This window comes from Frankia nepalensis (assembly GCF_016786325.1).
In the GTDB taxonomy this organism is placed as follows: domain Bacteria; phylum Actinomycetota; class Actinomycetes; order Frankiales; family Frankiaceae; genus Pseudofrankia; species Pseudofrankia nepalensis.
In genome coordinates this window covers 75,151-101,034 of record NZ_JADWYU010000136.1, presented here as the reverse complement: position 1 = coordinate 101,034, position 25,884 = coordinate 75,151, and the positions used below count along the sequence as shown (strand labels likewise).

Sequence of the window (25,884 nt, the reverse complement as noted above, 5' to 3'; positions counted from 1 at the left end):
ATCCTCCCAGCTCAGGAGCACTTTCCCATTTCCGACACACCCACCAGACGATCACCGTCATGAAAGCCCTGGGTTAGCGCCGACGGCGGAACAGGCCGACCAGCGAGGCCCAGAAGCCACCGCGGGTGTCCGAGTCGGCCCGCGCTTCGGCCTCGGCCACGGCCGCCAGCGCCTCCTTCGCGGCGCTCGGCTCGACCGGTGCGGAGGCCGCCGGGGCGGCTGGCGCGGACCGCGGGGCGGGGCGGCGTCGCGGGGCGAACGTGACCGGGAGCGCGTCAAGATGCCGGGACCAGGTCGAGGCGGTCCAGGTCAGCTGGTCCTCCGGCACCGTGAGGTGCAGGTCGGGCAGCCGGTTGAGCAACACGTCGACGCCCGTGTCGGTGATGGCGCGGGCGATCTCCTGTCCCGAGCACTCGTGCGGGCCCCGGCTGAACGCCAGATGCGAGCGGTTGCCGTGCATCGGCGCGCCCGGATCCGGACGGATCTCCGGATCCGCGTTGCCCGCCGCGATGCCGAGCAGCAGCATGTCGCCCTCGCGGATCTCCTTGCCGGCGAAATGCATGTCGTGCGTGGCGAACCGCGCTGGGCAGACCATCAGCGGCGGATCGTCCCACAGCATCTGCTCGACCGCGTCCGGCAGCGTCATGAGCCCGCCGGTGAGCGACGCGCGGAAGCGGGGGTCCGTCAGCACCATCCGCAGCGTGTTCGAGACCAGGTTCGTCGTGGTCTCGTAGCCCAGCACGATCACCACGCGCAGGTGGTTGAGCACCTCCTCGTCGTTCAGCCCCGAGGGGTGCTGGATGAACCAGGACGCCAGGTCGTGTGTGGGGGCCTTGCGCCGCGCCTCGGTCAGCGACCGCAGGGTGCCGATGATGTACTGGTTGTGCGCGTACGCATCCTCGCCGCCGCTGAGCATGCCGACGATGGCCTCGACCAGTTTCCGGCCGTACCCCTCGCTCAGGCCGACCAGCCGGCTCAGCACGAGCATCGGAAGGTACGCGGCGAACTGGGTCACCAGGTCCGCGCGGCCGTCCTCGACGAAGTTGTCGATCAGCTGGTTCGCGTAGCGCTGGACGTGCCGCCGGGTGCCGTGCCGGTCGAATCTGGTCAGGCACTCGTTGACCGCGGCGCGCAGCCGCGCATGCTCCTCGCCGTCGTAGGACACGACGTCGGGACGCCATCCGATGAGCTGAAGCAGCGGGTCGTCCGCCGCGATCCTGCCCTCGTTCCAGTCCCGCCAGAGCCGGGCGTCCCGGGTGAACCGGCTCGGGGTGCGCGCGACCTCCATGTTCTCCCGGTAGCCGAGCACCAGCCAGGCAGGGACGCCGCCCTCGAGTTCCACCGGGGCGATCCCGCCGTGTTCCGCGCGGAGCTTCTCGTAGACCGCGCCGGGATCGTGCCGCGCTTCCGGGCCGTGGAGCGCGGTCCGTGCGGCATCCCGCGCGAAGGCCGCGTGCGCCGGACACCCCGGCGGCGGGCTCGCGGCGCCTGATTCCGCGCCTGATTCGGATATCGATGTTGACACGCTTACTCCGTGGCGGCCGAGGCGGCCACCGGGGCCGCGGACTGGGTGGACAGCCGGTACAGGTAGCGCATGAGGGCCAGCAGGGTGTCCCGGCTCGAGGCCCGGCTGCGCGCGTCGCACGCGACGATCGGCACGGTGGCCGGCAGATCCAGCGCGGCACGCACGTCGTCCAGCGGGTGGTTCGGGGCGTCCGGGAAGACGTTGACGGCCACGATGAACGGCACGCCGCCGTCCTCAAGCCGCCCCAGGACGTCGAAGCTGGCCTCGAGCCGCCGGGTGTCGACCAGCACGACCGCGCCAAGGGCTCCCTCGAACAGGCCGGTCCACAGGAACCAGAAGCGCTGCTGCCCGGGCGTGCCGAACAGGTAGAGCACCAGTTGCTCGTTGATGCTGATCCGGCCGAAGTCCATGGCCACGGTGGTCGCGTCCTTCTGCTCGACCCCGCGGACGTCGTCCACGCCGACGCTGACCTCGGTCATCGTCTCCTCGGTCGTCAGCGGTCTGATCTCGCTGACGGAGCCGACCAGGGTCGTCTTGCCGACGCCGAACCCACCGACCACGACGATCTTGACCGCGGTGGTGGCCGAGGCGGGCAGCGCGTCCTCGCGCGCCGGTCCGACCGCCAACTCAGAGCCTCTGGAGTCCATTCATCACCGCCTTGAGCAGTTCAGGATCGCCGATTCCTTCCATGCGCACCGAGGCGCGCACCTCGACGAGCGAGTCCCTGAGCAGGTCGGAGACCAGGACGGCGACCACGCTGAACGGCAGCTTGAGGTACGCCGAGATCTCCGCCATGGACAGGGGCCAGTGACACATGCGCAGGATGGCCGCGTGTTCCGGCTGCATCTCGGGCCGGGCCGCGGCCCGAGCCACCACGAGGGTGATCAGGTCAAGGTCGGCCCGGCGGCCTGAGGCGCCGCGCCCGCCGGTGAGGACGTACAGGCGCTCGGGGCCGCCCTCCTCCCAGGCGGAGGGCGCGCCGTTGCTCGGGGACGGGGTCACCCGGCCGTCCTCTCCTCCATCCGCGGCGGACTGGTGAGATGCTCACCGATGCGTGCGACCAGGTTGCGCATCTGCTGCCCCATCAACCCCGCGTCCACCCCTTCGTCGGCCAGCACCGCGAGGTACGCGCGCGCGCCGGCCGCCATGAGGTAGAAGAATCCCCCGCCCACCTCGATCACCACGAGCCGCATCCGCCTGTCCCCCTGCGGGAACTCGGCGCCGACGGCGGCGGACAGGCTCTGCAGGCCGGCGCACGCGGCCGCGAGGCGGTCGGCGGTGTCCACATCCGTGTTGTACTGGGCCATGCGCAGGCCGTCCGCGGTCAGGACGATGACATGCCGGGTGCCCGGCACGCTCTCCGCAAGGTCCTTGAGCATCCAGTCCATGCTGGGCCGCAGGTGGTCCATCGACTACTCGCCTTCCTTGCTCGACGCATCGTCAGCCAAAGCGTGCTCGGTGCTCGTGCCCTCGCCGGAGACCGCGTTCTGGAACGCGGCGAGCCACAGTCCGGGCGGCGGGGACGGCGCGGCGGGAGCGGATCCGTTACTCGACACGGGCGGGGGCGGGGCGGCGGACCGCGGCGCGGTCAGGCTCCGCTGGCTCCCACTCCCGGCGAGCGGGGCGGTGACGCCGCGCCTGCGCTGCGGCAGGCCGTTGTTGTTGATCTCGATGTGCCGCGGCTCCTCCGGCTGCAGGGCGATGGCGGGCACCGGCTTGTTCGGGTTCGCCCGGACCGCGGCGCCCGGGTTGGTCGCGGACAGCGGCACGGCGGTGGCCAGGTCGCGTGGGATGATCAGCACGGCGCGCACGCCGCCGTACGCCGAGGGCCGCAGCGAGACCTTGAAGCGGTGGGTCTGCGCGAGCCGGCCGACCACGGACAGGCCGAGGCGCGGGTTCTCGCCCAGGTCGGCGAGGTCAAGGCCCGACCCGACCTCGGCGAGCACCCGCTCGGCGCGCAGCCGGGCCTCCTCGCCGAGGCCGACGCCGCCGTCCTCGATCTCGACCGCGATCCCGGACTGCACCTCGACCGCCGTCAGGTGCACGCGCGTCTGCGGCGGCGAGTACCGGGTGGCGTTGTCCAGCAGCTCGGCGAGCGCGTGGATGAGCGGTTCGACGGTGGGTCCCGAGATGGCGACCTCGACCACCGAGTGCAGTTCGACGCGCTGGTAGTCGGTGATCCGGGACATCGCGCCGCGCAGCACGTTGAACAGCGGCACCGGATGCTGCCACTGCCGGCCGGGGCGGGATCCGCCGAGCACGGCGAGCGAGTCGGCGAGCCGGCCGATCAGCGCGGTGCCGTGGTCGAGGCGGAGCAGGTCGTCGAAGACCTCAGGGCTCCCGCCGTGCCGCTCCTCCATCTCGCGCAGATCCTGGAACTGCTGGTGCACGATGGCCTGGACACGGCGGGCCACGTTGACGAACGCACGCTGCGAGGAGTCGCGCAGATCCTCTTCCGCCTTGACCGCTTCGAGGACCGAGCGGACCACGTCGTCGTGCGCCTTGATGAAGGCGGCGCCGAGGGCGGGCGACTGGCTGGGGCCGGACAGCGCCTCCTCGACCGAGTCGCCGCGGTGCAGCCGGCTGATCGCGGCGGGCAGTACCTCGATGGCGAGGCGGCTGGTCTCGGCCTCCTGCATCTCCAGGCGGCGCACGAGCTCCTGCTCGGTGGCGGCCTGCCGCCGGCGCAGCTGGACGATCTCATTCCCGCGGCGGCGGATCTCGGCGCAGGCCAGGCCGACCGCGACCGCCGCGACGAGGCCGCACACGGCAACGGCGCCCCGGGCGCGCGGAGCGACGAGAAGGACCGCGGCCACCGTACAGAGCGCGGTTAGGGCTGCTGCTATCACGGCGCCGAAGACGACGGAGGAGCCGCCTTCCGAGCCACGAGGTGACGGTCGCTTGCGTTTCATTCGCGGAACCTTGGTCTGATCGTGGGCGTGTGTCGGTGACCGACGGGGACAGGGAGAGAAGTCACGGACGCGGCCCGCGGAGAGACTCGCGCGCCGCCGAGGGCCCGACGGCGATGTCCTGACAGGGCACGCGGCCACCTTGCTCAGTGTTCGAATACGGCGGTTCTGATATCTCTCCGGACGGGACTGACGTTATCTCAGTCCGCGGACGCGACAGAAATGCGCCCACGCCCGGATGCGCCGGGCGCGCGCCGCGGGGATCCGCGCGGACCGGAGGATCCATCGTGTGACATGGCCCACCGCTTCGGCCGGTCGGATTTGGCGCTGGTTGGCGGGCGGACCCGGGCGCGGGTCGAGGCCTTCCCGCGGGACGGCGTCGCATTCTCGCTGTTGGTACGGATCGTGTCTCACCGTTGGTACGGATCGTGGCGACGCCGTCCGGGCCGGCCCGAGGAGGGCTGCGGCCACAGGGAACGACGCCCGGGCGCCCCCGGCCTCATCCCGCTCACCGTCGCCGACGCCCGCTCCCGGCCAACCTGGTCAGGGCGTGGCGCCCGCTCCTGTGTGGCATTTATGTAAATCCGCACTTCAGCACGGGCACCCAGTGGTTCATCCGGGTCCGGGCGGGCGGCGACAACACCGACTGTAAGGACCATCCGTTCTTAGTTCGTGGGTTCGGGTTCAAGTCCCCGGCGGCGCACCCGTTCTGACCTGGTCATATAGCCCACGCCGCCCGACGAGTTGGCCGGGCATCCCGGTGCCGCGCCGCCCGCCGACTCGTCAGCCTGACTCCACGTGCCCGGCCGGCGCTCCGCCCTCCAACAGATGGCGCCCAATACGGCAGCCGTTGTTTTGTTACCAGTTGGGTTTGGTGGCCTCGGTGTCGGTCGTGGCTAACCTTGGGCCCGAGTCCGGTGACCCCTACTACGGTTGTGATGTCGAGTTTCCCGCGAGCAGGGAACAGCACACCGGCCGGCGTCGCCGTGGCCGGTCTCGTGGTACCTGACCGCCGACCGCCAAGCCGCCGCCAACTGGACCGGGCCGAGCCCGCCGAGCGCCAGGTGGCCTCGCCGTAGCTGCGTCGGGGGCGGACCGCCGCCGCGACGAATCGGCGGGGTGGTTGCCAGATGTTGTGAGCGAGGGCCCACTGGGCGGGTATATGCCCGGCGGGCGGTGGGCGCCGCGAACTCGACGCCGGCGACGAGTCTTGGAGCCGGAACGACACAGCACTGGGGGGGTAGAACGTGGATCCGACGCCTTCAGGCGATGGCACGGGCAACAGCCTGGAGGACGTCGTGCAGCTCGCCATCCCCGCCGTCGGCGCCTACCTGATGGTCCTGCGCACCGCGACCGCGTCGTTGGCCGCGCGGGCGGACTTCACCCTAGACGACATCGAGGACCTGCGGATCGCCGTGGACGAGGCCTCCGCCCTGCTGCTGGTCTCCGCGGTTCCGGGATCCGCCCTGGAATGCGTCTTCACGCTGTCGCCAGGCCGCATGCGGGTGACCGTCTCGATCGACAGCTTCGACGGCGAGCCGCCGTCGAAGGACACGTTCGCCTGGACCGTGCTGAGCGCGCTGGCCGGCGAGGTGGGCAGTTCCACCGGGCCGGGCCAGCGAGTCACGATCGAGCTGGCGAAACGACGCGGCGACGTGGGCGAGTAGCCGATCCCCGCATCTGCCGTCCACCGTCACCGAGGACCCAACCCAACTGATCACAAATAGCATTCCCCAACCCACCGTCAGCGAATGTGCACCCCGGAGATGGCGCGGGCGATGACGAGGCGCTGGATCTCGGAGGTGCCCTAGAACCGTCGTCGTGGGCAGGCCTGTCAACCGCTCGACGTGAGCATGCGTTCAAGATCCGCGATGATCTCGCTACGCTTGCTCGCGGTAGTGTTTCTACCACTCGCAGTAGATGATGGGTCGCAATGAGCCGTTGAGTCCATCGGTCCCCAGGGCGGTCAGGCTGGTTGCCAGGTGCTCTCGTGCCAGACGCGGTGGGATGCCTCGCCGCGAATGACGGGGTCTGCGATGGCGCAGCAGACTGTCACGAGGTCGTCGAACTGCTCGGGTGTGGTGGCTTCGAGCCGTTGGCGGCGTCGCCAAGCTCGCCATTTTGGCTGGGCGTAGGCGCCGAAGTCGGTGAGCAACGGGCTCAGCGGGGTGAGTGTGAGGCGGCGGTGGGCGGCGACGACCCGGAGTGCCTGTTCGAGGTCCGCGCTGGTGATCGTGGTGCGGGCGGCGTTCTGCAGGTCCAGGTAGGCGCGGCCGTCGGCGGTGGCCCGGGTGGGCCGGCTCGGCGGGGTCATACGAGGATCTCCAGGATTCGGCGCAGACGGCGCAGCGTGGCGGGGAAATGGCCAGCGATGGTGAGGAGGCCGGAGGGATGGTTTCCCGGCTGGCGGAGCCACCGTTTGAGCGCCTCGACCGCGGTGTCCTCGCCTTCGCGGTAGCTAAGGCGGAAGACGTCGACGATCGTCCGTTCGGGTGAGTAAATCGCTGCGTCGACGCCGCCGATCGACAGTGCGACTCGGCCGATGTCGAAGGTCTCCGGGGCGAAGTGGTGCCAGGCCACGTGGGAGAAGCCCGCGGGTGGCCGGGCGTGGCGGGGCAGCGCGACGTCCTGGTACGAGGGGAGGTCGTCGCTGAGGCCGTGGCGTGCCAGTGCGCTGCCCAGGCACAGCGTGGCGCGCGGCTGGCGGGTGGCTGCCCCGGCGAGCGACGCCAGCGCGGGATCAACGGCGCCCGGCTGTGCGTAGACACCCCGGCCGAGCTGGTCGAGGTCACCGGCCGCGTGCAGGCGGCTGATGGTCTGCCTGGAGAGGCCGGCTGCGGCGGCTTGGTCGAGGCGAAACACGGCGGGCAGGGCGTCGAGACCCACGGCCTGCTCCTAACTGTCGTCAGCACCATGCTAGCTGTGGACAGTTAGTCCGGCCAACGACACTCGTCCACCTGCCCCGGCCGGCGGTCGCCGCGACTGTGTAGAGAGGGCCCGACGGCCAGAAGGGACAATGTCCGGGTCGGGCTTGGGGAGTGCGACCGCTGTGCACAACACGTGTACTCGATCATGAAGCCGGCGGCCCGACGGTTAGCATCCGCTGACCTACCGTCAGCGAATGTGCACCCCGGAGATGGCGCGGGCGATGACCAGGCGCTGGATCTCGGACGTGCCCTCGAAGATGGTGTAGCTCTAGAAGAAGCTGTGGTCGATCACGTTCAGTGGTGATCTATGGCGGATCGTTCCAGCCCGCCTGACCTGGCGTTTCTGCAGATCAGAGGCCGAAGTCGTCGTCGGACGGTCCGTCGGCCAAGCCGAGGTCGGTCACGGATGGTGTCCGGTAGGGGCCGTCGATGTCCGGCGGTTTCCGGGGGTCTGTGGACTCCATGTGGACACGATCATGGTGGTCGGGTTCGGGTTCAGGGGATGGGTCCGGGCTGTCCGGGGCTTCGGCGGTTTGCTGTTCGGCGGCGAAGGATGCGTCGATGAGGCGGAGAGCGCGCTTCTCCTCGCCGACGATGCACTTGGCGTACACGGTGAGCAGGATGCGGACGCTGTGTCCGGCCCATTCGGCGACCTGGGTGGGTGGTACGCCGGCGTTCAGCCAGCGCGACACCGCCGCGTGGCGGAGATCGTAGGGGCGTCGCGCGAGCGGTGAGGCGACCTCGGCTGGTGTCAGCGCCTTGTTCCGGGCCGCGCGCCAGACGGTCAAGTAGCGGCTCGTCTTGACGGCGCCGCCAGTATAGGAGCGGAAGATTCGGCCGTCTGGTGCCGTCCCGAACCGCTCGATGTGGCGGCGTAGCAGTACGACGAGGTCGGGGTGGAGCGGGACCAGACGGACTTCGCCCTTCTCGCGGTGTTTCAGCTCGCGGGCTTGCCGGGGCTGGTCGGGTTCGTCGGACCAGAGCGGGGAGACCTCCGGGTTGTTGCCCTCCAACGCGACCTCGCCCCAGCCTGTCTCGGGCAGCGTCAGCTGGTCGATGGTGAGTTCCTGCGTCTCGCCGGGCCTGGTGGCCGCGTAGTAGATGCAGGCGTAGAACGCCTCCAGCTCCGGGGCTCTCTCGGCGACGGCGGCGAAGAGGCGCAGCGCCCGGCCGTGGTCGACGACGACGCGCCGGTCAACCACCATGACCTTGCGCGGCGGCGTCCACTGCGCTCCGGGCAGCGGATTGGCGTCAAGGTCGCCGCGGGCGACGGCAAAGGTGATGACCTGGCTGAAGAACATGCGGCGCCGGGTGATGGTGTTCGGCGCGGCCGGTCTCCCGTCGAGGCGGTGTGACAACGCGACGAGCGCGGCGCGGGTGACATCGACGTCGGCGAGGTCGCGGATCGGCCGGCTGTGCCTGTCCATCCAGGCGAGCACCTCGACCCAGCCTTCGGGCGGCTCATTCTCGACGCGACGGCCGTCTGGGCCGAGGGCGGTGCGGCTCCCGGTGCGGAACATCCAGCCGGCCAGCGCCTCGCGCACCAGGCCCACGAGCCGTACCGGCGGCGGCTCATCGAACAGAGCCGGGGTGACTGAGCCGAGCGCCTCCGAGAGGGAACGGCGGGTACCTGGTGCCTGATGTTCGGCCCACTTGGCGTCGACGAAGTCACGGGCGACGGCGAGCCAGGTGCGCTCGGGCGCCGGGTCGGGTGCCGGCTGGGGGAGTGCGCGCCACTCGGAGAGCGGGAGACCGGTCTCGACGTCGAACGCCTCGCCCTTGCGCACCGCGGTGAGGATCTCGGCGCGACGGGACTCGGCTGCGGTCTTCGACGCGAAGTTGCGGGTGTTGGGCCGCGGCCGGCTGGCGACCTGCCATCTGACCTGCCAACTCGAACCGTTCTTGAGGCGGATCTCCTTGACGGACCAGACGCGGACGTCGAAGGTGATGCGCCGCTCCTCCTCGCCGGGCGGGATGGCGCCGCCGGCCTGAGCGCGGCTCACCGGGCGCCCGGGTCGCGCGTGAGGCCGTCGAGCCAGGCGTTCAGGTCGTCGCGGGCGACCCGAACCTGGCCGTTCGGCAGCTTGATGACCTTCGGGCCAGTGCCTTTGATCTGCCAGTCGTGCCAGGTCGACCGCGACAGTGGTCCGTCGGGTCCGCCGAGTTCGGCGAGGACCTGGTCGAGGGTCAGCAGAATCCGCTGATCGGTTCGGGCTGGCTGCTTGGCTGCCTGGATCGGCTTTGTCAGCCGGCGGCCACCGCCGGCGCTCGGCATGATTGTGCTCATAACGCTGCACGGTCCGAGTCACGGCCATCGCGAACGACATCGCCAACAGCATCGTGTTCCGAATTCGCCGTGAACCGCCGGTATCGCTGCCCGGTCCTCCTCCGCCGGTGGCACGGCCTATCGCCGGCTCCTGAAAATCGACGCTGCGCGCACCAGCCATCGCGCCATGCGGTTCTTCGCCATGCGTCGAGACCAGCGTGGGGCCGCCGCCCGGCCCTGAGCCGGCCGTCGGCGTCCGCGCGATGGTTGGGGGATGCCTCGGCCGGTAGCGATGGTGTCCGCGATGCCTTCGTTGATGTCCTCTGGGATGTCGGCAGCGCAGACGCTTGAGGGTTTGACTTCAGGGTCGTCGTCAGTATCCCCAGGGCCCTTGCGGCGCGCTTCCCGTGGCCTGGTTGGCTGGTTGCTTCCAAGCCGGTGCGCGCCGGCCTGTTCGCCGGTGTTGAGGACGTGGGTTTGTGCGGCCGGGACGGATGTGTCGGTGCCCTGCCATAGAGTCCGCGGCATGTCCTCCGCCCATGCCGACGCGCCCCTGTTTCGGGTCGAGCTCGAGCTCCTTGTCACGGTGCGCGACGCTTCGGCTCTCCGGCAACTGGCTCTCGACGCCATCGACGAACGTGAGTACGTCGGCACCGACGACGGTTCCTCGCCAGAGGAAGGCGCCGAGCAGGACCGCGCCGCGGTGCGCGCCGATCCGGCATGCGCCCTGGCTGAGCTGCTCGTGCCCGAGAACCTCGTCGATGGTCTCGACGCCGTCGAGGCGCACGAATCGGTGTTCTCGGTGACAGCCACCGGCCGTGGCGCACTTGCGGACGACGAGGACGGCCCCGCGTCGTGGCCGCACTTTGATGTGCTGTTCGCGTCCTGTCCGTGCGGGCGGGAAAGCTGCGAGCAGTGCGCGGGGTTTCAGCTGACCCCTCGCACGGCGGCGACGCTGTGGATCGCCCTGGGCTACCTTGCCGACGAGGCCTATAACGACGTCGAGGCACACGGCGACGAGCCCGTCGACGATGCCCACGACTGGTCGTTGTTCGACGAGTACCCGCGGATCACTTTCCGGCAGGACGCGGTCTGGCGCCGTCAGGCGGCCCGCTGCTTCGACGACCTCGCCGATGACCTGGCGGCAGGCCGCTGGCCGTCACCCCGCTGCGCGGGCGAGGAGATGGCTCTGCACCTCGCGCTCAACCTGGCACCGGACGCCATCGACGACAGCGGATCCTTGACGGACTGGATCGACCGGCTTCCCACCCATCCCAGGGATCTCGACTGGGATGCCTGCGTGGACGGACTGTTCCAGGACACCGACATCCTCAACCTTTTCGACGAGGCCCTCGACGGGATGGAGGACCCGGACGACCCCACCAACCGCGAGTTCGGCATCGGCGACTATCGCCCCTCTGCCTGGTTCAGGACATTCAACAACCAGAAGTCCCGCGACGGCCGCCGCCCCTTCCGACGATGAGCCACACGGTGCTGAATAAACCCGTCGATATGGCTGAAGGCGTCGTCGTTAACCGCTTCGATCAGCCGGGCCACACAGCAGGACCACGCCATGACCTGACCAGCCCCCTGCCTATCCACAGGCTCGGGCTGCACTTGGTGCGGGCAGCGTGCCGTTCTGGCGGAGCAGCAACGTCCTGCCTCTGTGAGACGGCATCTGCCTCTGGCGCGGGCGCGCTCGGCCGGTGGGCTGCTGTCAGCGGGGGTGTACCTCCAGCGGGAGGCTGGCGGGGCCGACCATGGTCCATGGGTCGCGGTGGCGGACGGGCGGGTCGGTGGCGACGGTGATGTCGGGGTAGCGGTCCAGCAGGATGCCGAGGGCGATGTTCGCCTCGAGTCGGGCGAGCGGGGCGCCGAGGCAGAAGTGGATGCCGTGTCCGAAGGTGAGGTGGGGGTTGGGCTGGCGGTGGAGGTCGAACCGTTCCGGTTCGGGGAACATCCGCTCGTCGCGGTTCGCCGCCGTCAGCCAGGCGACGACCAGTTCTCCCGCAGGGATGAGGGCCGGGCCAAGGGCCGCGTCGGTGGTGGTGCGTCGGGCCAGGCGGGGGAACGGTGTGCGTAGCCGTAGTGTCTCCTCGATCGCCGCGGGCAGCAGCGTCCGGTCGGCGCGTACCTGGGCCGCGGCGTCGGGATGCTCGTCGAGGCACAGGACGGTGTTGCCGAGTGTGGCGGTGGTGGTGATGTGCCCGGCGATGAGCAGCAGCGCGACGAAGCCGACGATCTCCTCGTCGGTCAGCCGTTGGCCGTCGGCCTCCGTCGTTGTCAGCCGGCTGGTGAGGTCGTCGGCCGGGTGGGACCGGGCCGCCTGGATGCGGTCGAGCAGGTAGGAGTTCATCTCCCGGACCGCCGGCGCGGCCTGGCGCACCGCCTGTTCGGCAAGCCGGGGCAGGGACGTGTCCGGCCCGCTGTCCGGCTGGTTGAACAGGGCGTCGGCCCAGCGGCGGAACATCGGCCGGTCGGCGGCCGGCAGGCCGAGCAGTTCCGCGATCACGATCACCGGCAGCGGGTAGGCGAGCGCGTCGATCAGGTCGAGCCGGTCGCGGTCGCGCTCGTCGGCCGCGTCGAGTAGCTCGGCCGTGACGGTGGCGATCCGCGGCGCCAGCCCGGTGACCGTTCGGGGGGTGAACGCCCGGCTCGCCAGGCCGCGCAGCCGGTGGTGGCGGGGCGGGTCCATCCGGACGAAGTTCCCGCGCGTGAGCAGGTCCAGGTCTGGCTGGCGGGGCATGAGGTCGCCGAGGTCGGAGGAGAACGTCGTGTGGTCGGCCAGGACCGCGCTGACCTCCGGGTGCCCGAGCACCTGCCAGCATCGCTGCCGGTCGTCGTGATGCACCTGTCCCTGCCTGCGTGACCGTTCCAGCCAGGCCACCAGACTCGGCAGAGACCGCTCCAGCACCTCGGTTCTGACCACAGATCACCACCCACATGCCGCCCCGCCGGGGCTGCGTCGCTCGCCCCCTCCCGGCAGGCCCGTGTCCTCGTCGTCCCCGCCGGGCCGCCACCCAACCCGCGGCAGCAAGCCCCGCCCCACAGGAAGAGCCGAGCAGGCGCAGGGCCACGCGACGGGTCCTGGTCACGACGAGCGCACGGTCACGGCCGCGCAGCCAGGGCATGAGCCCTGAACTCGCCGGTTAAGGGGACTTGGGGGGCGGATGGGAACGAATAGGTATGGGCAGAAGTGCATACACCGCAGCGGTTTCCGCCACGGGTGCGATCAGGTATGAGTGATCAAAAACGGTGTTGGATAGGCGCAGCGCGCCCAGCATGTGCCCAGCAACCGGAATCATTGGATACATCGGGTACGTCGGCCCGCCTCCGGCCACTGGTCACAGTGAGTGGCGGTCGCCGAATTCGGGGGGCGTCCCCCCCCCGGATCACCCTCGGCCCCAAAACGGCCACCCTCGTAACGCCGGGTGCGGCCCCATCCGTCCCGCGCCCGGCATCCACGATCGGTGCGAACCATGACCATCCACCCCCTGTGCGGACAGTCGATCTGCTACTACCCTGTGGCGCCTACACAGGGGGATGTTGCGATGAGCCAGCCGACCGGGCCGGGGCCCCAGGGATACCCGCCTTACCCGCCGCCACCCCGGCAGCAGCCGGCATGGCGGAGACGCCTGCCCCTGTGGATCGCCCTCGGCGTGGTCGCCATCGGCGTCGTGTCGTGCATCGCCGCGGTCGCCAGTTCGGGTGGCGGCGAGCCGTCTGCCAGTTCAACGCCGATACCCGCGCCCACGACAGCGACGACGTCAGCGCCCTCGACCGCTGTCGCCTCGACGCAGCCAGCCACCCAGCAACCCACCGAGCCACCCACAAGCGCGGCGCCGGTGTTCGTGACCGTTCCCAACGTCGTCGGCCGCGACCTCCAGTCCGCGCAGGAGGAACTGTTCCCACCGCTGCGCTCGACGTCGATCGACGCAACCGGGCAGAACCGGGCACAGCTGTGGGATCGGAACTGGATCGTCGTACGCCAGGAGCCGCCGGCGGGCACGGAGGTGACCGTGTTGACCGACGTCAAGCTGTACGTGGTCAAGGAGGGTGAGGCAGCCCGCTGACACGAGACCAGGCCGCAGGCCCACGGTTCCGCTCGCACGAGGGCAACCGTGGGCATCGAGGTGTGCAACGCGAACGTCCCTCCCAGCCGAGCCGGACTCCCCACAGGTGCAACTCGTCTGCGGGGTTGGCCGCGGGCGGTGACAGCTCGGCGACGATGATGCACGCGTGGGGGAATCGCGGGGCAGGACTCGGCGCACGAGGCTTGTCGTGGCGCTGCCGTCTGTCGGGTTGGCCGCCGCCACGGCGGTGAGCCACTGATGGGCCAGACTCCGGATCCGCCTGCTGACGGGCGGGCCGACTTCCTCATCTCGTACGCACCGGTCGATGACGAGAGCGCGCAGTGGATCGCCTGGGTGTTGGAGGAGGCTGGCTACAGCACTGTGATCCAGGCGTGGGACTTCCTCCCGGGAACACATGTAATCCAGGGGATGCACCAGGCGGTGCAGAACGCGACACGGACCATCGCTGTCATGTCCACGGCCTACCTGACCTCGGCCTACGCGGCGGCGGAATGGCAGGCAGCCTTCGGATACGACCCGCTGGGCGAACAGCGCAAGCTGCTCATCGTTCGCGTCGAGGACTGCGATCGCCCTGGGCTGCTTCGCCAGCTGGTTAGCGTCGACATTTTCGGCCTGACTCCTGAGGAAGCACACGACCAGCTCCTGAAAGCTGCCCGCGGAGGACGACGCAAGCCGGCTTGCGCACCTGCATTCCCCCACCGTCACCACAATCAGGAGCTCGGCCTCGAAGAGATGGCGGACCAGCTCGCGGTCGCGGTGCGCCGCCAATGGGAAGACGAAGCGGCGATCCGGAGGCTCAACGAACCCTACCCCCTTCCGGTGAGCTGGGTCCCGGCCGACCCGGAACTGGTCGACGACTGGGAGACCATCACCCGGCTGGCCACCACCGGCGCGGGTTGGCCCGTTCCCGGCGACTGGGCCAAAAGCCCTGCAGAGCTGGCGGGCAGCGGCCGGCAACTCGCCGACGTCCTTGACCGAGTGCCCACCGGCAGGTTGGTCGTCCTCGGCGAGCCCGGCGCGGGCAAGACCATGCTCGCGGTTCGGCTCGTGCTCGATCTCCTGGTCCGCAGATCCGGTGGAATGCCAGTGCCGCTGTTGGTCTCTCTGGCTTCCTGGAATCCCGTCGAGACAGGTCTGTATGACTGGCTCGACCGCCGGCTGACTCTCGACTACCCCGGTCTGCGAAGACGAACCGGCGACGGAACCAAGGTCAGCAGGGCCCGAGCGCTGCTGGATGCGGGCATGCTCCTGCTGCTTCTCGACGGCTTGGACGAGATCACCGACGCGGCCCGCGGCCACGCAATCAGCCGGATCAACGATGCGTTGCGACCGGGCCGGAGACTGCTCCTGCTCTCGCGGTGCGGGGCATACCAGGACGCGACGCGCTCCGAAACAGGGCAAGAGGTGGTCGTGACCGGCGCCGCCGGCATCACTTTGTGCCCGTTGCGGCCCTCAGATGTCCTCGACTATCTCTCCGCAGGTAGCCCAGCTACTGCTCGCCGTTGGAAGCCTATGCAGGCCGTGCTGACCGCCCCGACTCCACAGCCTGTGGTACAGGCGCTGACGACACCGCTGATGGCCAACCTGGCCCGCACGATCTACAACCCCCGGCCAGGCGACCAGATAGGCGACCTGCCCGACCCGGCGGGCTTATTGGACCAGTCCCAATTCCCCAACCATCGTGCTGTCCAAGAGTACCTGTTCGACGGCTTTCTTCCGGCCTCCTACCGGAAGCATGAACTAGCGCGCTCATGCCCTTGGCCCACGTCGGACGCCGAACGGTGGTTGGCCTTCCTCGCCGAGCATCTCAGTGTCCGGTCCTCCGCCGAACTGGCCTGGTGGGAGATTCCCGCTGCTGCTCCCCGTCTCCTCCACAGGATCTCAGGTGGAGCGGTGTTCGGATCTGTGCCCGGATTCCTGTTCGGATTCGTGTTCGGATTCGGGGCCGGGTTCACGAAATCAGGGCTGCGAGGTGGGCTCGAACTCGGACTCTCCGCTGCTGCCGGGATCGGATTGTGGGCGGGGGTCGCGTGTGCGGTAATTTTCGGACTCAGGAAAGCGCCGAGCAAGCCGGCGCAAGGGCTGCGCTGGTCGCCCAACGGATTTATCGTTTTGGTCCCAATCATTGGACTTGCAAGCATGATCGAGTATCGAACCACGCTCGCATTTGCGCTCTTGTACTCACTTGCCCTGAGCCTCGCCTTCGGATTCAAACGCCGCTCCATCGACTTGTCGGCGCAGTCCGACCCGCGTACCGTTCTCGGCCAGGATCGCAAAACCTTTTACGTCGTCGTAATCGCTACGGCGGTCCTGGCCGTGACCATCACCGTATCTGTCTCCAATCGCGTGAACGGCCTAGTAGACTCAATCCTACTCGGGCTTATCTTTGGATCCATGATTGGGCCCGTGATCGGGCTCTGGTGGACCGTCTGGGGATGGTTTGCTGTTGCACGGTGGTGGTTGGCGGTGCGTGGCCGGTTGCCATGGCGGCTGATGGCCTTCCTAGCCGACGCCCATGAGAAGCGGGGCGTTCTGCGTCAGGTGGGTGCGGTCTACCAGTTCCGGCACATCGAGTTGCAACGCCGCCTCGCCAACCGGCAGCGGTAAGCCTGCCTGGATGAGGCTGCCAGCATGTCTGTCGGGCCTCGCCAGCGCTAGCCAACTTGGCAGGATGTGAGTGACTGGTCACGGAAGGTGCGGGGCCGTGGCTGGATGACCTCGACCGCAAGCCGCCAGACGCCAACCCCCTTGGCCGTCTCCTCATCATCGAGGAAGTGGCCGAGCATCTCCGCACCACCAGGCAGGCGATCTACGACATGCGCCGCCGGGGAGAGGGCCCGCCATCCTTCCGCTTTGGCCGGCGCCTCCTGTTCCCCGAACAGAGACTCGTCGAGTGGATCGCCACCAAGATCCGCGAGGCCGCCTGACATTGTCAGAACGGCCCGGCCAGAGCCGGGCCGTTCTTGCGTTTGGCCTGGGCGGCGGTTTGTCCGCAGCACTGGTTACCTAGCCGAGACGGGCGACCTGTGGGCCGTCAGCGGCGAGGACGAGGATGCCGTGAGGGCCGCAGTTTCGCCTCATCCGCGGCTGAGCGCGTGGACGATCCAGCACTGGCACATCGGCTCCCGGATGCTGGCGTGGCGTTCCTAGACACGTGGCGCTACTCGCAGCCCGAACAATCCGGTCGCGCTGCGCCGCCAGGCTCGGGAGGCGGGCGTTCGGTGTCCTTGGCTTAACCGACCTTCGGAACCGTCACTGTCTCGACGATCCTCGCCGTCAGACGGCGCCGATCGAGGCTCGCAGTCCAGTCGTCGCCGTCGGGACGGCGCCATCCGTGTTCGGCGAGCAGTTTGTCGGCGAGGTCTTCAAGCGCTGCAAGGCCGACCTCATGGTCACTCTTCATGCGGTACGTCGCGTCAACGAAGCCGATGTGCTCGTCGTCGTCGCCGCTGCGGCTGATGCGGACTTCGCGGGTGTCGTAGTCGGCCTGAGCGCGTGCGTCCGTGTCGGTCAACGGATCTCCTTCGGTTGTTCGGTGGGTCAGGGTCGGCCCCATGCCGGGGCCAACGTGACGACGCAGGATGTTCTCGGCGGCACCGGGTCCCCACCGGCCTGCGCCGTGGGGACCACCAGCACCGGCCTGGTAGGCGCGGATCTCGGCGGCCAGGGAACCTGCGGCCTGGTCGCCGGACGCCTCGGCCGCAGCGAGCGCCGCATCGAGGTGGTGCGCGGTTGCCTTACGCGGCAGCGCGATCCAGTCGTTGGTCGCGGCGACGAGGTCGGTGAGCGGCTCGCTGGTCATATGGCCTTCCGTTCCAGCTCAGCCGAGCTTCGTCCACGTACAGCGGGTCTCGAACGCGGTGTCGGTGGGCTTGATGGTCACGATGCCGCGGCCCTGGACGTTTCCGTTCGCGAGGACGTCGCCGAGTTCTCCGGAGGTGCCGGACAGCCGTGCCCAGTAGCAGGCGTCCAGGATGTCCGTGCTGTCGGTGGTGGTCTCGTAGGTGCCAGGCTGGACGTGGGTGCCGACCAGCCAGGTGCCCGGGGTGATGGTCATCGCCGGCGCAGGTGGTGTGGCCGATGCGGTTGGCGAGGCCGGCGAGGTCGGTGCGGTTGAGAGCAGCGGCCCGATCGGAGGCAGCTCCACCTCCGGGCAGTACGTCTTGGCGACCAGGTAGGTGAAGTCCACGGCCTCGGTCTGGGTCATCCGCAGGCCCACCTGGTTGGTCGAGATCGTCCCTTTCAGGTTGTTGCCGCGTGCCGCGCGGCAGACCTGGACCCCGATCGCGTCGAGGATCGCGTTGTCCATGGTGGCGAACTGCCGGAACTGGGCCGTGACGACCGCGGCCGGGGGGCGTGTTGGGGATGGTTTCGAGCGGACTTCGGTCGTCGTGGTCGACGTTGTCGGCTCGTCGTCGGGGCTGGACTCGCCTCCGCAGGCCGCCAGCGTCGCCGCTAACGCGATGACCACCAGGATCCGAACACGCATTCCCCGTCCCCCTGTCCCCCTCGCGATGGGAGCGCCGGACGTCCCTGGCCGCAGCGCTTCACGCGAATCGGACCAACGTGGCAGCGACGACCCTTCCAGACAAGAGGGAGATCATGCCGACCGGGCCAGTTGTTCGAGTCGAGGCGTTCGCGGTCTAGGGTGTCCCCGCTACGACATCTGGGGGAATCGTCATGCGCCGTACTCGTCTGCTCGCCGCTGCTGGCATGGTCCTCGTCCCGCTCATACTCGGCGCGGCCTGCGAAAGCAGCACCGAGCCCGACGCCGGACCAGCCGACAGCCCGAGCGTCACCTACTTCGGCACCTACGTGCCCATCACGCCCAGCGTCGCCGCGGGCCAGGGCTCCGCCGGCAGGCTGTCGTTCTCGGACGTCAAGGACTCGCCGCTCGCCGCGGCGTTCGTCGCGGCTTTCAGGGCCCAGCACCCTGACCTGGCCGAAGGCCGTAGCGACAGCGGCATTGCCAACGACGTCACCCACATCTGCCTTGACGACCTGCGTGACCCGGCCACCGGGCAGCCCCGCCCGGATGGCGACGCGGCCGCGCTCGCGAAGATCCCGGCCCGGTTCGAGCGCAACGGCATCATTCCCGGGCCGTCGACCTCCGACGAGATCCTCGCGCTCGCGAAGAGCACTGTGTGCGACCACCTGGACGAGCTTGCTGCGACGGGAGGCTGACGGGATGGACACCAGCGAGTTCGCTATCGCCATCGCCTCGGCCGCGGTGGCCTTCGTCTCGGTCGTTATCGCGGCGATCTACGCGCATAGCCAGCGGCGGATCGCGGTGCGCGCGGCCGTCGCGGCGGAGCGTTCCGCCGACGAGGCGCGCCGTTCGGCGGATGAGGCGCGCCGCTCGGCCGACGCCGCCGAGGAGGTGACCCGCATTGAGAGGGAGCGGCGCGCCGAGGAACTGGCTGACGCTGACCGTGCCCACACCGTGACCAGAATGATCTTGGCTTGGGGTGCCGGTTGTGGCCCGGAATCGGGTCTCCTCGGCCACCGGCAGGCCGGAGTGACCAACTACGCATAGTTATCGGCGACCTGCCTGCCCGATCGCCGAGCCGGGACTGAGACCTGACTTCCCTCGCGTTGGTCGTCTCGGCGAGATTGGAAGCCTCTGACCTGCGGGATCGCTCGCGGGAGCGCCCGATTTTGTGCACTAAGCCAGGCCCCATCCTGGGGTTCGTAGCCTATGTGCGCACCGTGAAGACCGCGTCGGGCGCGACTGCGGTGCTGGTCGGTACTCCAACCAGCACGGGTCACGGACGATGGACCATGTCGGATCCGCGCACGACGAGGCGGAACTGGCCGCACTCAACGCGGTCGCCTGTCGGCGGCTCGCGGCCGGGCAGGGGAACTCGACCTCGGCCTGGTTGTGGTCGGCGCGCTGGGTGCCCCGCTGCCGATCGGTCAGTCTTCCCACGACTGTGAAGGGGTTCCGAATGCACGGTCGGCGGCCTTGATGATTCCCTGGCTGAATAGCCCGTTGGCGGTACCGCCGATCACGGCGCCGATACCGAACGGAACGACCTTGCCGAGCACGACGATGCCCTTCTTGGTGCCGTACTTGGTGACGAAGTGGCGACCGAGCACCTTGTTGACCGCGTTGATCTTCGACTGCGGAATACCCCGAACGATCTGTCGTGCCCAGTGCTGGCCGGTCCGCTCGGCCACCTGGCCGATCCCCGTCGCGCCGGCGTCACCGAGCATGACGGCCATGACCAGCGTCCGGCGACGCTCCACGTCATGAATCTCGATGCCCTGCACTTCAGCGCGGGCCAGGATGTAAAGGACGGTCGCGTTGAGGAACGCGACCGCCTCGCCTCCTGAGACAGCAAGTGCTACCCCGGTACCCACACCAGGTGCTGCCGCGGCAGCACCGACGCCGACTCCCGCGGAGATGGTCGTAGCGCGCAACTCCGCGTTCAAGCGACCCACGATCTGGTGCGGCGTGGCATCCGGCCTGTTCCGACGCAAGTGAGCGACGTGGCGTTCAGTTAATGGGGCCTGGAGTTCGAGCGCCTTCTCGAGCAACGCGAGTGTGAGAGACGGCTTCGATGCCGAGCTCCCGGCCACGTCGGTCATCCCTTTTGCCCCAAACCATCCCGAATCCGCATGGGCCAGCCTTCCGCGCTCTCCTCGTGGCTGGGCAGGAGGGTGACATCGTTCCATGGCGGCGCGAGCACCCGACGCGGGCCCCGACGACGGGCAGATTTTCACCCAGCCCTAGCCCGTCAGCCTGACCGACCGGCGCTGTGACCAGGTCATCGACTACCAGGCACGGTAAGCCGGATGTCCTCGCCGAGGCTACTGGGATCTTGATCCTGCCTTTCCCAGGTGAGAGGTCAGACGGGCGGCCTTCGTCGCGGGTCACGGACCTGGGTCCCAGGCCGGGGCGGGGCCAGGCAGGTCGGGCGGCGCGGCGTGCGACGTGGCTGGTGTGTCGTTCGTGAGCGCGCTGGCCGGGTTGGCGAGGTCGGGGGATGTGGCTGGCTGATGGACTCTCGGTCCGGTGAGGTCGGTGGCGGCGTGTTGGGCGGCGAGGGCGGCGGTGACGTACAGGGGCTGGTCGGTGGTGGGGGCTGGTAGCCAGGGGCGGCGGGCGAGGAGGGCGTGGAGTTGGGTTTCGGGGAGGCGGATGGCGGCGCGGAACAGGTCTGCGGGGGCGGTGAGGTGGCCGTGGATGGGGTCGTGGATGTGGATGGTGTCGCCGGTCTGGTGCAGGGTCGCGGGCGGCGTGTTCTGACCGGCTGGCTGGTGCGGGCTGGCGGGGTGTGCCAGGCCGGTGGGGACGGGGATGGGGACGAGGTCGTCGGGTGGGTCGAGGGCGGGGCTGGCTGTATGAGGCACAGGCCGTGTGGCGAGGAGCTGGGGGCCGTCGGGGTTGTCGGCGACGATGGTGATCTCGCGGAGGGTGAGGAGCAGTTCGCCGGGTTTGAGGGGCAGGTTGGCGGTGTTGCGGGCGGCCAGGAGGGTGTCGATGGTGGGCCAGGCGGTGCCGCGCAGCGGGATGACGTCGTCGGGGGCGAGGGTCACCGGGGGCAGCGGGGCGTCGTGGGGCTGGATCTCGTAGGCCGGGCCGGAGGCGTCGTTCTCGTGGAGGGCGCGTAGGACGGTGCCGGTGGTGAAGCGGGGGTCGTCGACGGTCGCGACGAGCGCGCCGGTGGCGAGGACGGGTGGGGCGTCGGGTCCGTCGATGGTGGGGTCGGTGGTGGCGAGGGTGGTCTGGGTCTGGTGGGGGGTGGTGCGCAGGGTCCAGGTGGGGTGGTCGCGCCAGGGGTGGCCGGGCAGGTTGGCGGTGTCGGGTCGCCACAGGTAGGCGGGACCGGTGGGGTCGTCGACGATGGCCAGGACGGTGCCGGTGGTGGTGTGGGTGGGGTCGCCGTCGTGGACGGCGATGCGGGTGCCGCGGGGGTAGGGGTGGTCGGGTGGCCCGGTCAGGGCGGTAGCGATGAGGTCCTTGTGGTCGACGAGGAAGGCGAGCTGGTCGGCGGTGAGGCCGTTGTGTTCGGCGCGGTGCAGGACGGCGAGCAGGACGTGGCGGATGGCGTCGTCGGTGGTCAGGGTGTCGCCGTCGGGGATGGCGGTCAGGAAGTCGGCGAACAGCACGGTCGGTGGCTGGCCGGGAGTGGTGTCGCTGATGCGGTAGACGGCGGCCCGTGTGTCGAGGGTGGTGGCTTCGAAGACGTCGACCGTCAGCGGGCCGGGGTCCCAGCTGCGGGTCGGGTGTTCGACGGCGAGCAGGCGGCCGTAGGTGAGGGGTTGGCTGGTCAGGCCGTGCACGGCGCTGGCGCGGGTCGGCCGGAACGCGAACGTGCGTAGGACGTCGTCGCGCAGTGGGTTCGCGGGGCTGGGCGGTGGTGGCGGTAGGGGGAGGTCGAACTGGGCGACGATGAGGGCGTTCTGCGCGGGGTGGGGGATCGCCCAGCCGAGTGCCTCCTCCAGTGCCAGGACGTTGGGCTCGACGATGGCCCACCGTGGCGGGCCTGGGATTTTGTTCGTGCGGCCGAGGATGAGCTCAGCCGCGAACTGGACCTCGCTGGCGTTGTCGAGGACGGGGTAAAGCCGCCAGCGGCCGGCGGTGACCTCGATCTCGACCGGGCCGTGCCCGGCGGGACCGCGCTGGTCAGCCGTCCGCGGGGGTGGAAGGTCGTCTTCGCCGCTGGAGTGGGCATCTGGCTGGGGCATGGTTGCCGGTTTCCTTCTGGCGGTGGCGGGTCATCGGGTGGCGGGTGCCGGGTGGTGTGGCGTGGCGGGTTGGTCGGGGTGGAGGGCGCGCAGGATGTCGACGGTGTGGACGCGGTAGGTGCGGCCGTGGCGGTGGACGGGGACGGGGAAGCGGCCTTCGCGGGCGAGGGTGTAGGCGAGGGTGCGGCCGAGGTTGAAGGCCCTCGCGGCGGTGATCAGGTCGACGGCGGCGGGAAGCTGTTCGATCTCGGCGAGGGTGAGCGGTGTGCGCATGGCCGTTCCTGTGGCTGGGAGGTGTCGATGCCTGCCGACGCGGGCTGACGATGTGAGCTGGCGTCGCGCCGGGAAACAGACAGGGGATCTTGCTGCGGAGGGCAGATGCTTCTCCGGTTCTCGCCGGGTCGACGCGGCGGCGACGGCGTCGCTGGGCCGGGCTCTGGGGTGTCAGTGGTTTCTGAGGCATCGAGCCGCGGGTGGGCACGCGGGGAGGCCTTGTTACCAGGGGTCGAGGGCTGGGCCGGGACCGTCGACGATCGGGATCGGCGGGTCCGGTGGTGGTGGTGGCGGGCCGTCTTGCGGGCCTGCCGCGCTGGTGCTGGTGGGTGGGGTGGGGTTGCCGAGGTGGTATTCGGAGAGGTCGGGTGTCCAGCCGGTGGTGGCGTCGGCTGACGCCGAACTAGGACCAGGCTTGGCTGTGGGGTCGGTGGGTGGGTGCGGGGCACTGGCGGGTTGGTGCTGGTCGTGGGGGCTGGAAGGGTCGGCGACCGGGTTCGGATCGGTGGGTTGGTCGAGGGCTGGGACGGGGTCGGGTGCCGGGGGTGGGAGGCGGATGTCGGGGAGTTGGTCGTCGGGGAGGTGGCGGGCGGCGAGGGCGGCGAGGACCGCTGGGGCGGTGTGGGCGGGCAGGTAGCCGAAATGTGGTCGGAGCAGGTGGTGGAGGTGGTGGCTGCGGGCGAGGGCGGCGTGGAAGGTGTCGGTGGGGACGACGAGCCAGCCGTGGCCGGGGGCGCCGACGACGGTGTGCGGGCCGTGGTCGGTGACGGTGACGGTGACGGGTGGTCCGGCGGGCAGGACCGGTGTCGCCGCGCCGGGTTCGGGGCCGGTGGGCGGGTTGTGGCGTGGGGCGGGGGTGAGGGTTTGGCGGAGGCGGGCGAGCCCGGCGGCGGCGTGAGCGGCGGCGAGGTGGGGGAACGGGCCGTGCAGGACGACGGCGTGGGGTGTGACGCCGTGGAGGTAGCCCCACCAGGTGGCGAGGTGGACCTCGCGGGTCTGCTGGGCTGGCGCTGGGCGGCGCCGGCCGGGGCCGGTGTGGGTCGGGGAAATGGTCTGGGTGAGGTAGGTGTCGATGGAGATGAGGTCGCCGAGGTCGCTGATCGGGGGTATTTCGAAGCCGCGGCCGGTGGGGCCGGGTTGCCATTCGCTGTTGGCCCAGCCGGCGGGGGCGCGGGCTTCGGGCCAGTGGGTGGCGACGCGGACGTAGCCGCTGGGTGGTGGGGTGACGGGGACGTCGAGCAGGATGCCGGCCTGCAGGCGGCAGCTGACCAGGCCGGGGTCGGCCGGCGGCGGGGGTGGCGGCCAGAGGGCGGGCGCGGCGGCTGTGCCCGGTGCCGGACCGCTGCCGCCGGGTGGGGGTGGCGGGCCGGTCACGACGGCTGTGTCCACGGCCAGGGTCCGTGGGCTGGATGGTCGTCGCCAGGCGGGTCGGGCTGGTGGGGCGGGCTGGGGGAGCGGGTGGCGAGGGTGATGACGTCGTCGGGGGCGTGCAGGGCGGCGAGGGTGGCGGTCAGGATCCAGGAGTCGGGGTTGGCGGGGAGCCAGGGGCGGCGGGCGAGGATGTCGGCGAGTGCGGTGTGGTCGGCCTGGTAGGCGGCGGTGAACAGGGCGTCGGGGACGGCGAGGTGGCCGTGGTCGGGGTGGTGGACGTGGCGGATGCCGTCGGCGGTGGTCAGGGAGGCGACCGGGATTGGCGTGCGGGGCGCGGGGGGCGCGTCGACGGGCGGCGGGCCGCCGTCGGGGTCGAGGACGAGGTCGACGGCGGGCAGGGCGACGCGGGCGTGGATGCGCGGGCCGTGCGGGCTGTCGCTGGTCACGGCCATGTCGCGCAGGGCGGTGAGGACTTCGCCGGGGCGTAGGTCGAGGTCGGCGGCGGCGCGGGCGAGGAGCAGGTCGGTGACGGTGGGCCAGGCGGTGCCGGCCAGTGGGGCGACGTCCTCGGCGCGCACAGCCAGGGGCGGGCCCGCGGTGTTGTGGGGCTGGATCTCGTAGCGGGGCGCGCTGTCGCTGACGAAGGCGCGCAGGACGGTGGCGACGGTGAAGCGGGGGTCGTCGATCGCGGTGACCAGGGCGCCGGTGGCGAGGATGGGCGGCGTGGCGGCGGGGGCGTCGCTGTGGGTGTCCGGGGTGTCGAGGGTGGCGTGGACGCGGTCGGCGGGTGACTGGGCGGCCCAGCCGGGGTGGTCGCGCCAGGGGTGGCCGGGCAGGTCGGCGACGTCGGGCCGCCACTGGTAGGCCAGGTGGCCGTCGGGGCCGGTGGCGTGGGCGAGGACGGTGCCAGTGGTGTACCAGGCGTATTCGGGGTCGGTGACGGCGACGGCGGTGCCAGGCGGGTAGGGGTGCTCGACGGGCCGGGCGGCGTGCGTGAGGGCGGGGCCGTGGGCGGTGAGGAAGGCGCGCTGGGGGTCTGTCAGCGGTCGGCGCGCCGCCGCGGTCATGATGGTGATCACGACGACGCGTACCGCGCGGGACGGGGCGGGTCGTCGGGTCGCGGGCAGGTGTGCGTCGTTGCCGGCGAACAGCAGGACGCCGCGGTGGAAGACCCGGTAGGTGATCTGGGTGTCGGCGTCGAGCAGTGGCGCGGCTGGCCGGGTGGTGAGGATCTCGACGCGGGTCTCGCCGTGGGTCCAGACTCGTTCGGCCGGTTCGGCGTGTAGCAGCCGGCCGAGGGTGGCGGGTGGGTGGTCGGCGCGCAGGACCAGGCTCGCCCGCGACGGCCGGTAGCGGTCCGCGCGGCCGCGAGGGGGTGGGGTTGTGGGGGCGAGATGGCGGTGGCCGGACCGGGCGAGGTGGCGTGGGTGGCCACGGTCGGGCCGGCCGGCGACCGCGCGGTTCGCCGACTCCGGCGTCGCGGCGCCCAGGATGGTGTGGCAGGTGCGTGGGAGTGGCCAGCCGAGGTGTTCCTCCAGCGTCCACAGTGAGGACTGGCGGATCCGGCGCAGTGGCCGGGTGGGGGTGCCCGGCCCCGTGGTGACCAGTTCGGCGACGTACTCGCGGCCCGCGCCGGCGGCGAGCGGGAAGATCCGCCACCAGCCGGCTGGGGCCTGCACACAGACCGGGTAGACGTCGTGGTCGACGAGCGACGGGTCGGGCTGGCCGGTGTCACCGGCCGGGCCGTGGGCGTCGCTGGGTGGCACGGTCATCGGGTCCTCCTGGGAAGAGCGGCGGTGGGCGTGGACCGGCCAGGGCCGGCGGC

General features: G+C 70.3%; 24 protein-coding genes and 1 pseudogene. 8 read left to right on the top strand and 17 right to left on the bottom strand.

From position 1 onward, the window contains the following. Window positions 1–73: 73 nt before the first annotated feature. Genes I6A81_RS19240 through I6A81_RS19220 form a run of 5 tightly spaced genes read right to left on the bottom strand, consistent with a single transcriptional unit; the run spans window position 74 to window position 4,437 of the window. On the bottom strand, window positions 74–1,525 hold the full coding sequence (locus tag I6A81_RS19240) for a cytochrome P450 (protein WP_203004674.1): 1,452 nt from the start codon (window positions 1,523–1,525) through the stop codon (window positions 74–76). Window positions 1,526–1,527: 2 nt separating this feature from the next. Further along, window positions 1,528–2,172: a GTP-binding protein gene (locus tag I6A81_RS19235; protein ID WP_203004673.1), complete on the bottom strand. Its 645-nt coding sequence runs from the start codon at window positions 2,170–2,172 to the stop codon at window positions 1,528–1,530. Further along, window positions 2,153–2,527 (bottom strand): DUF742 domain-containing protein, encoded by a 375-nt coding sequence (locus tag I6A81_RS19230; protein WP_203004672.1) that lies wholly within the window; start codon window positions 2,525–2,527, stop codon window positions 2,153–2,155. Before I6A81_RS19230 ends, I6A81_RS19235 begins: the two co-directional genes overlap by 20 nt. After that, entirely contained in the window at window positions 2,524–2,934 is a 411-nt protein-coding gene (locus tag I6A81_RS19225) for a roadblock/LC7 domain-containing protein (RefSeq protein WP_203004671.1), read from the bottom strand. The genes I6A81_RS19230 and I6A81_RS19225 overlap by 4 nt, the downstream gene beginning before the upstream one ends. Before the next feature lie 3 nt (window positions 2,935–2,937). Beyond that, a complete protein-coding gene (locus I6A81_RS19220) occupies window positions 2,938–4,437 on the bottom strand; it encodes a sensor histidine kinase (protein ID WP_203004670.1) in 1,500 nt (499 codons plus the stop codon). A gap of 1,244 nt (window positions 4,438–5,681) precedes the next feature. Here I6A81_RS19220 and I6A81_RS19215 point away from each other — a divergent pair. After that, window positions 5,682–6,101 carry an ATP-binding protein gene (locus tag I6A81_RS19215; RefSeq protein WP_203004669.1) on the top strand — a complete coding sequence of 140 codons (420 nt, stop codon included), beginning with the start codon at window positions 5,682–5,684 and terminating at the stop codon, window positions 6,099–6,101. Window positions 6,102–6,400: 299 nt separating this feature from the next. Here the strand turns inward: I6A81_RS19215 and I6A81_RS19210 are convergent, their stop codons facing one another. From I6A81_RS19210 to I6A81_RS19195, 4 genes are all read right to left on the bottom strand, one after another. Next, a complete protein-coding gene (locus I6A81_RS19210) occupies window positions 6,401–6,748 on the bottom strand; it encodes a hypothetical protein (RefSeq protein WP_203004668.1) in 348 nt (115 codons plus the stop codon). Continuing rightward, window positions 6,745–7,320 (bottom strand): type IV toxin-antitoxin system AbiEi family antitoxin domain-containing protein, encoded by a 576-nt coding sequence (locus I6A81_RS19205; protein WP_203004667.1) that lies wholly within the window; start codon window positions 7,318–7,320, stop codon window positions 6,745–6,747. Before I6A81_RS19205 ends, I6A81_RS19210 begins: the two co-directional genes overlap by 4 nt. A gap of 391 nt (window positions 7,321–7,711) precedes the next feature. Then, the gene (locus tag I6A81_RS45645) at window positions 7,712–9,364 is read right to left on the bottom strand and encodes a tyrosine-type recombinase/integrase (protein WP_203004666.1); all 1,653 of its coding nucleotides are present in this window, start codon (window positions 9,362–9,364) and stop codon (window positions 7,712–7,714) included. After that, window positions 9,361–9,648 carry a helix-turn-helix transcriptional regulator gene (locus I6A81_RS19195; protein WP_203004665.1) on the bottom strand — a complete coding sequence of 96 codons (288 nt, stop codon included), beginning with the start codon at window positions 9,646–9,648 and terminating at the stop codon, window positions 9,361–9,363. The genes I6A81_RS45645 and I6A81_RS19195 overlap by 4 nt, the downstream gene beginning before the upstream one ends. Window positions 9,649–10,123: 475 nt before the next feature. On the opposite strand from I6A81_RS19195, the gene I6A81_RS19190 reads away from it, so the two are divergent. After that, window positions 10,124–11,110, top strand: coding sequence for a hypothetical protein (locus tag I6A81_RS19190; RefSeq protein ID WP_203004664.1), 987 nt, complete (start codon window positions 10,124–10,126; stop codon window positions 11,108–11,110). Between the two features lie 234 nt (window positions 11,111–11,344). On the opposite strand, the gene I6A81_RS19185 is transcribed toward I6A81_RS19190, so the two are convergent. Further along, window positions 11,345–12,556 carry a cytochrome P450 gene (locus tag I6A81_RS19185; protein WP_203004663.1) on the bottom strand — a complete coding sequence of 404 codons (1,212 nt, stop codon included), beginning with the start codon at window positions 12,554–12,556 and terminating at the stop codon, window positions 11,345–11,347. Window positions 12,557–13,178: 622 nt separating this feature from the next. On the opposite strand from I6A81_RS19185, the gene I6A81_RS19180 reads away from it, so the two are divergent. From I6A81_RS19180 to I6A81_RS44970, 3 genes are all read left to right on the top strand, one after another. Beyond that, window positions 13,179–13,700, top strand: a complete 522-nt coding sequence (locus I6A81_RS19180) for a PASTA domain-containing protein (RefSeq protein WP_203004662.1) — start codon at window positions 13,179–13,181, stop codon at window positions 13,698–13,700. Between the two features lie 258 nt (window positions 13,701–13,958). Then, window positions 13,959–16,328, top strand: a complete 2,370-nt coding sequence (locus I6A81_RS43595; protein ID WP_238429632.1) for a TIR domain-containing protein — start codon at window positions 13,959–13,961, stop codon at window positions 16,326–16,328. A gap of 167 nt (window positions 16,329–16,495) precedes the next feature. Next, window positions 16,496–16,648, top strand: a complete 153-nt coding sequence (locus tag I6A81_RS44970) for a helix-turn-helix transcriptional regulator (protein WP_203004661.1) — start codon at window positions 16,496–16,498, stop codon at window positions 16,646–16,648. 305 nt (window positions 16,649–16,953) lie between these two features. Here I6A81_RS44970 and I6A81_RS19155 read toward each other — a convergent pair whose 3' ends face one another. Further along, entirely contained in the window at window positions 16,954–17,523 is a 570-nt protein-coding gene (locus I6A81_RS19155) for a hypothetical protein (RefSeq protein ID WP_203004660.1), read from the bottom strand. An 18-nt stretch (window positions 17,524–17,541) separates the two neighbouring features. Next, entirely contained in the window at window positions 17,542–18,210 is a 669-nt protein-coding gene (locus tag I6A81_RS19150) for a hypothetical protein (RefSeq protein WP_203004659.1), read from the bottom strand. Window positions 18,211–18,401: 191 nt separating this feature from the next. Here I6A81_RS19150 and I6A81_RS19145 point away from each other — a divergent pair, with 191 nt between their 5' ends. The 3 genes and pseudogenes from I6A81_RS19145 to I6A81_RS46510 form a co-directional block, all read left to right on the top strand. Then, window positions 18,402–18,905 carry a hypothetical protein gene (locus tag I6A81_RS19145; protein WP_203004658.1) on the top strand — a complete coding sequence of 168 codons (504 nt, stop codon included), beginning with the start codon at window positions 18,402–18,404 and terminating at the stop codon, window positions 18,903–18,905. A gap of 4 nt (window positions 18,906–18,909) precedes the next feature. Beyond that, window positions 18,910–19,257 (top strand): hypothetical protein, encoded by a 348-nt coding sequence (locus I6A81_RS19140; RefSeq protein ID WP_203004657.1) that lies wholly within the window; start codon window positions 18,910–18,912, stop codon window positions 19,255–19,257. Between the two features lie 146 nt (window positions 19,258–19,403). Next, window positions 19,404–19,644, top strand: a pseudogene (locus I6A81_RS46510) (IS1634 family transposase); the annotation flags it as partial. On the opposite strand, the gene I6A81_RS19135 reads toward I6A81_RS46510, so the two are convergent. From I6A81_RS19135 to I6A81_RS44965, 5 genes are all read right to left on the bottom strand, one after another. Further along, window positions 19,638–20,312, bottom strand: coding sequence for a hypothetical protein (locus tag I6A81_RS19135; protein ID WP_203004656.1), 675 nt, complete (start codon window positions 20,310–20,312; stop codon window positions 19,638–19,640). The pseudogene I6A81_RS46510 and the gene I6A81_RS19135 overlap by 7 nt on opposite strands. Before the next feature lie 285 nt (window positions 20,313–20,597). Beyond that, on the bottom strand, window positions 20,598–22,415 hold the full coding sequence (locus tag I6A81_RS19130) for a hypothetical protein (protein ID WP_203004655.1): 1,818 nt from the start codon (window positions 22,413–22,415) through the stop codon (window positions 20,598–20,600). A 30-nt stretch (window positions 22,416–22,445) separates the two neighbouring features. Further along, entirely contained in the window at window positions 22,446–22,688 is a 243-nt protein-coding gene (locus I6A81_RS19125) for a MerR family transcriptional regulator (RefSeq protein WP_203004654.1), read from the bottom strand. A 222-nt stretch (window positions 22,689–22,910) separates the two neighbouring features. Next, complete coding sequence (locus tag I6A81_RS19120; RefSeq protein WP_203004653.1) at window positions 22,911–24,077, bottom strand: hypothetical protein; 1,167 nt, start codon at window positions 24,075–24,077, stop codon at window positions 22,911–22,913. Then, on the bottom strand, window positions 24,059–25,831 hold the full coding sequence (locus I6A81_RS44965) for a hypothetical protein (protein WP_203004652.1): 1,773 nt from the start codon (window positions 25,829–25,831) through the stop codon (window positions 24,059–24,061). The genes I6A81_RS19120 and I6A81_RS44965 overlap by 19 nt, the downstream gene beginning before the upstream one ends. Window positions 25,832–25,884 lie beyond the last annotated feature (53 nt).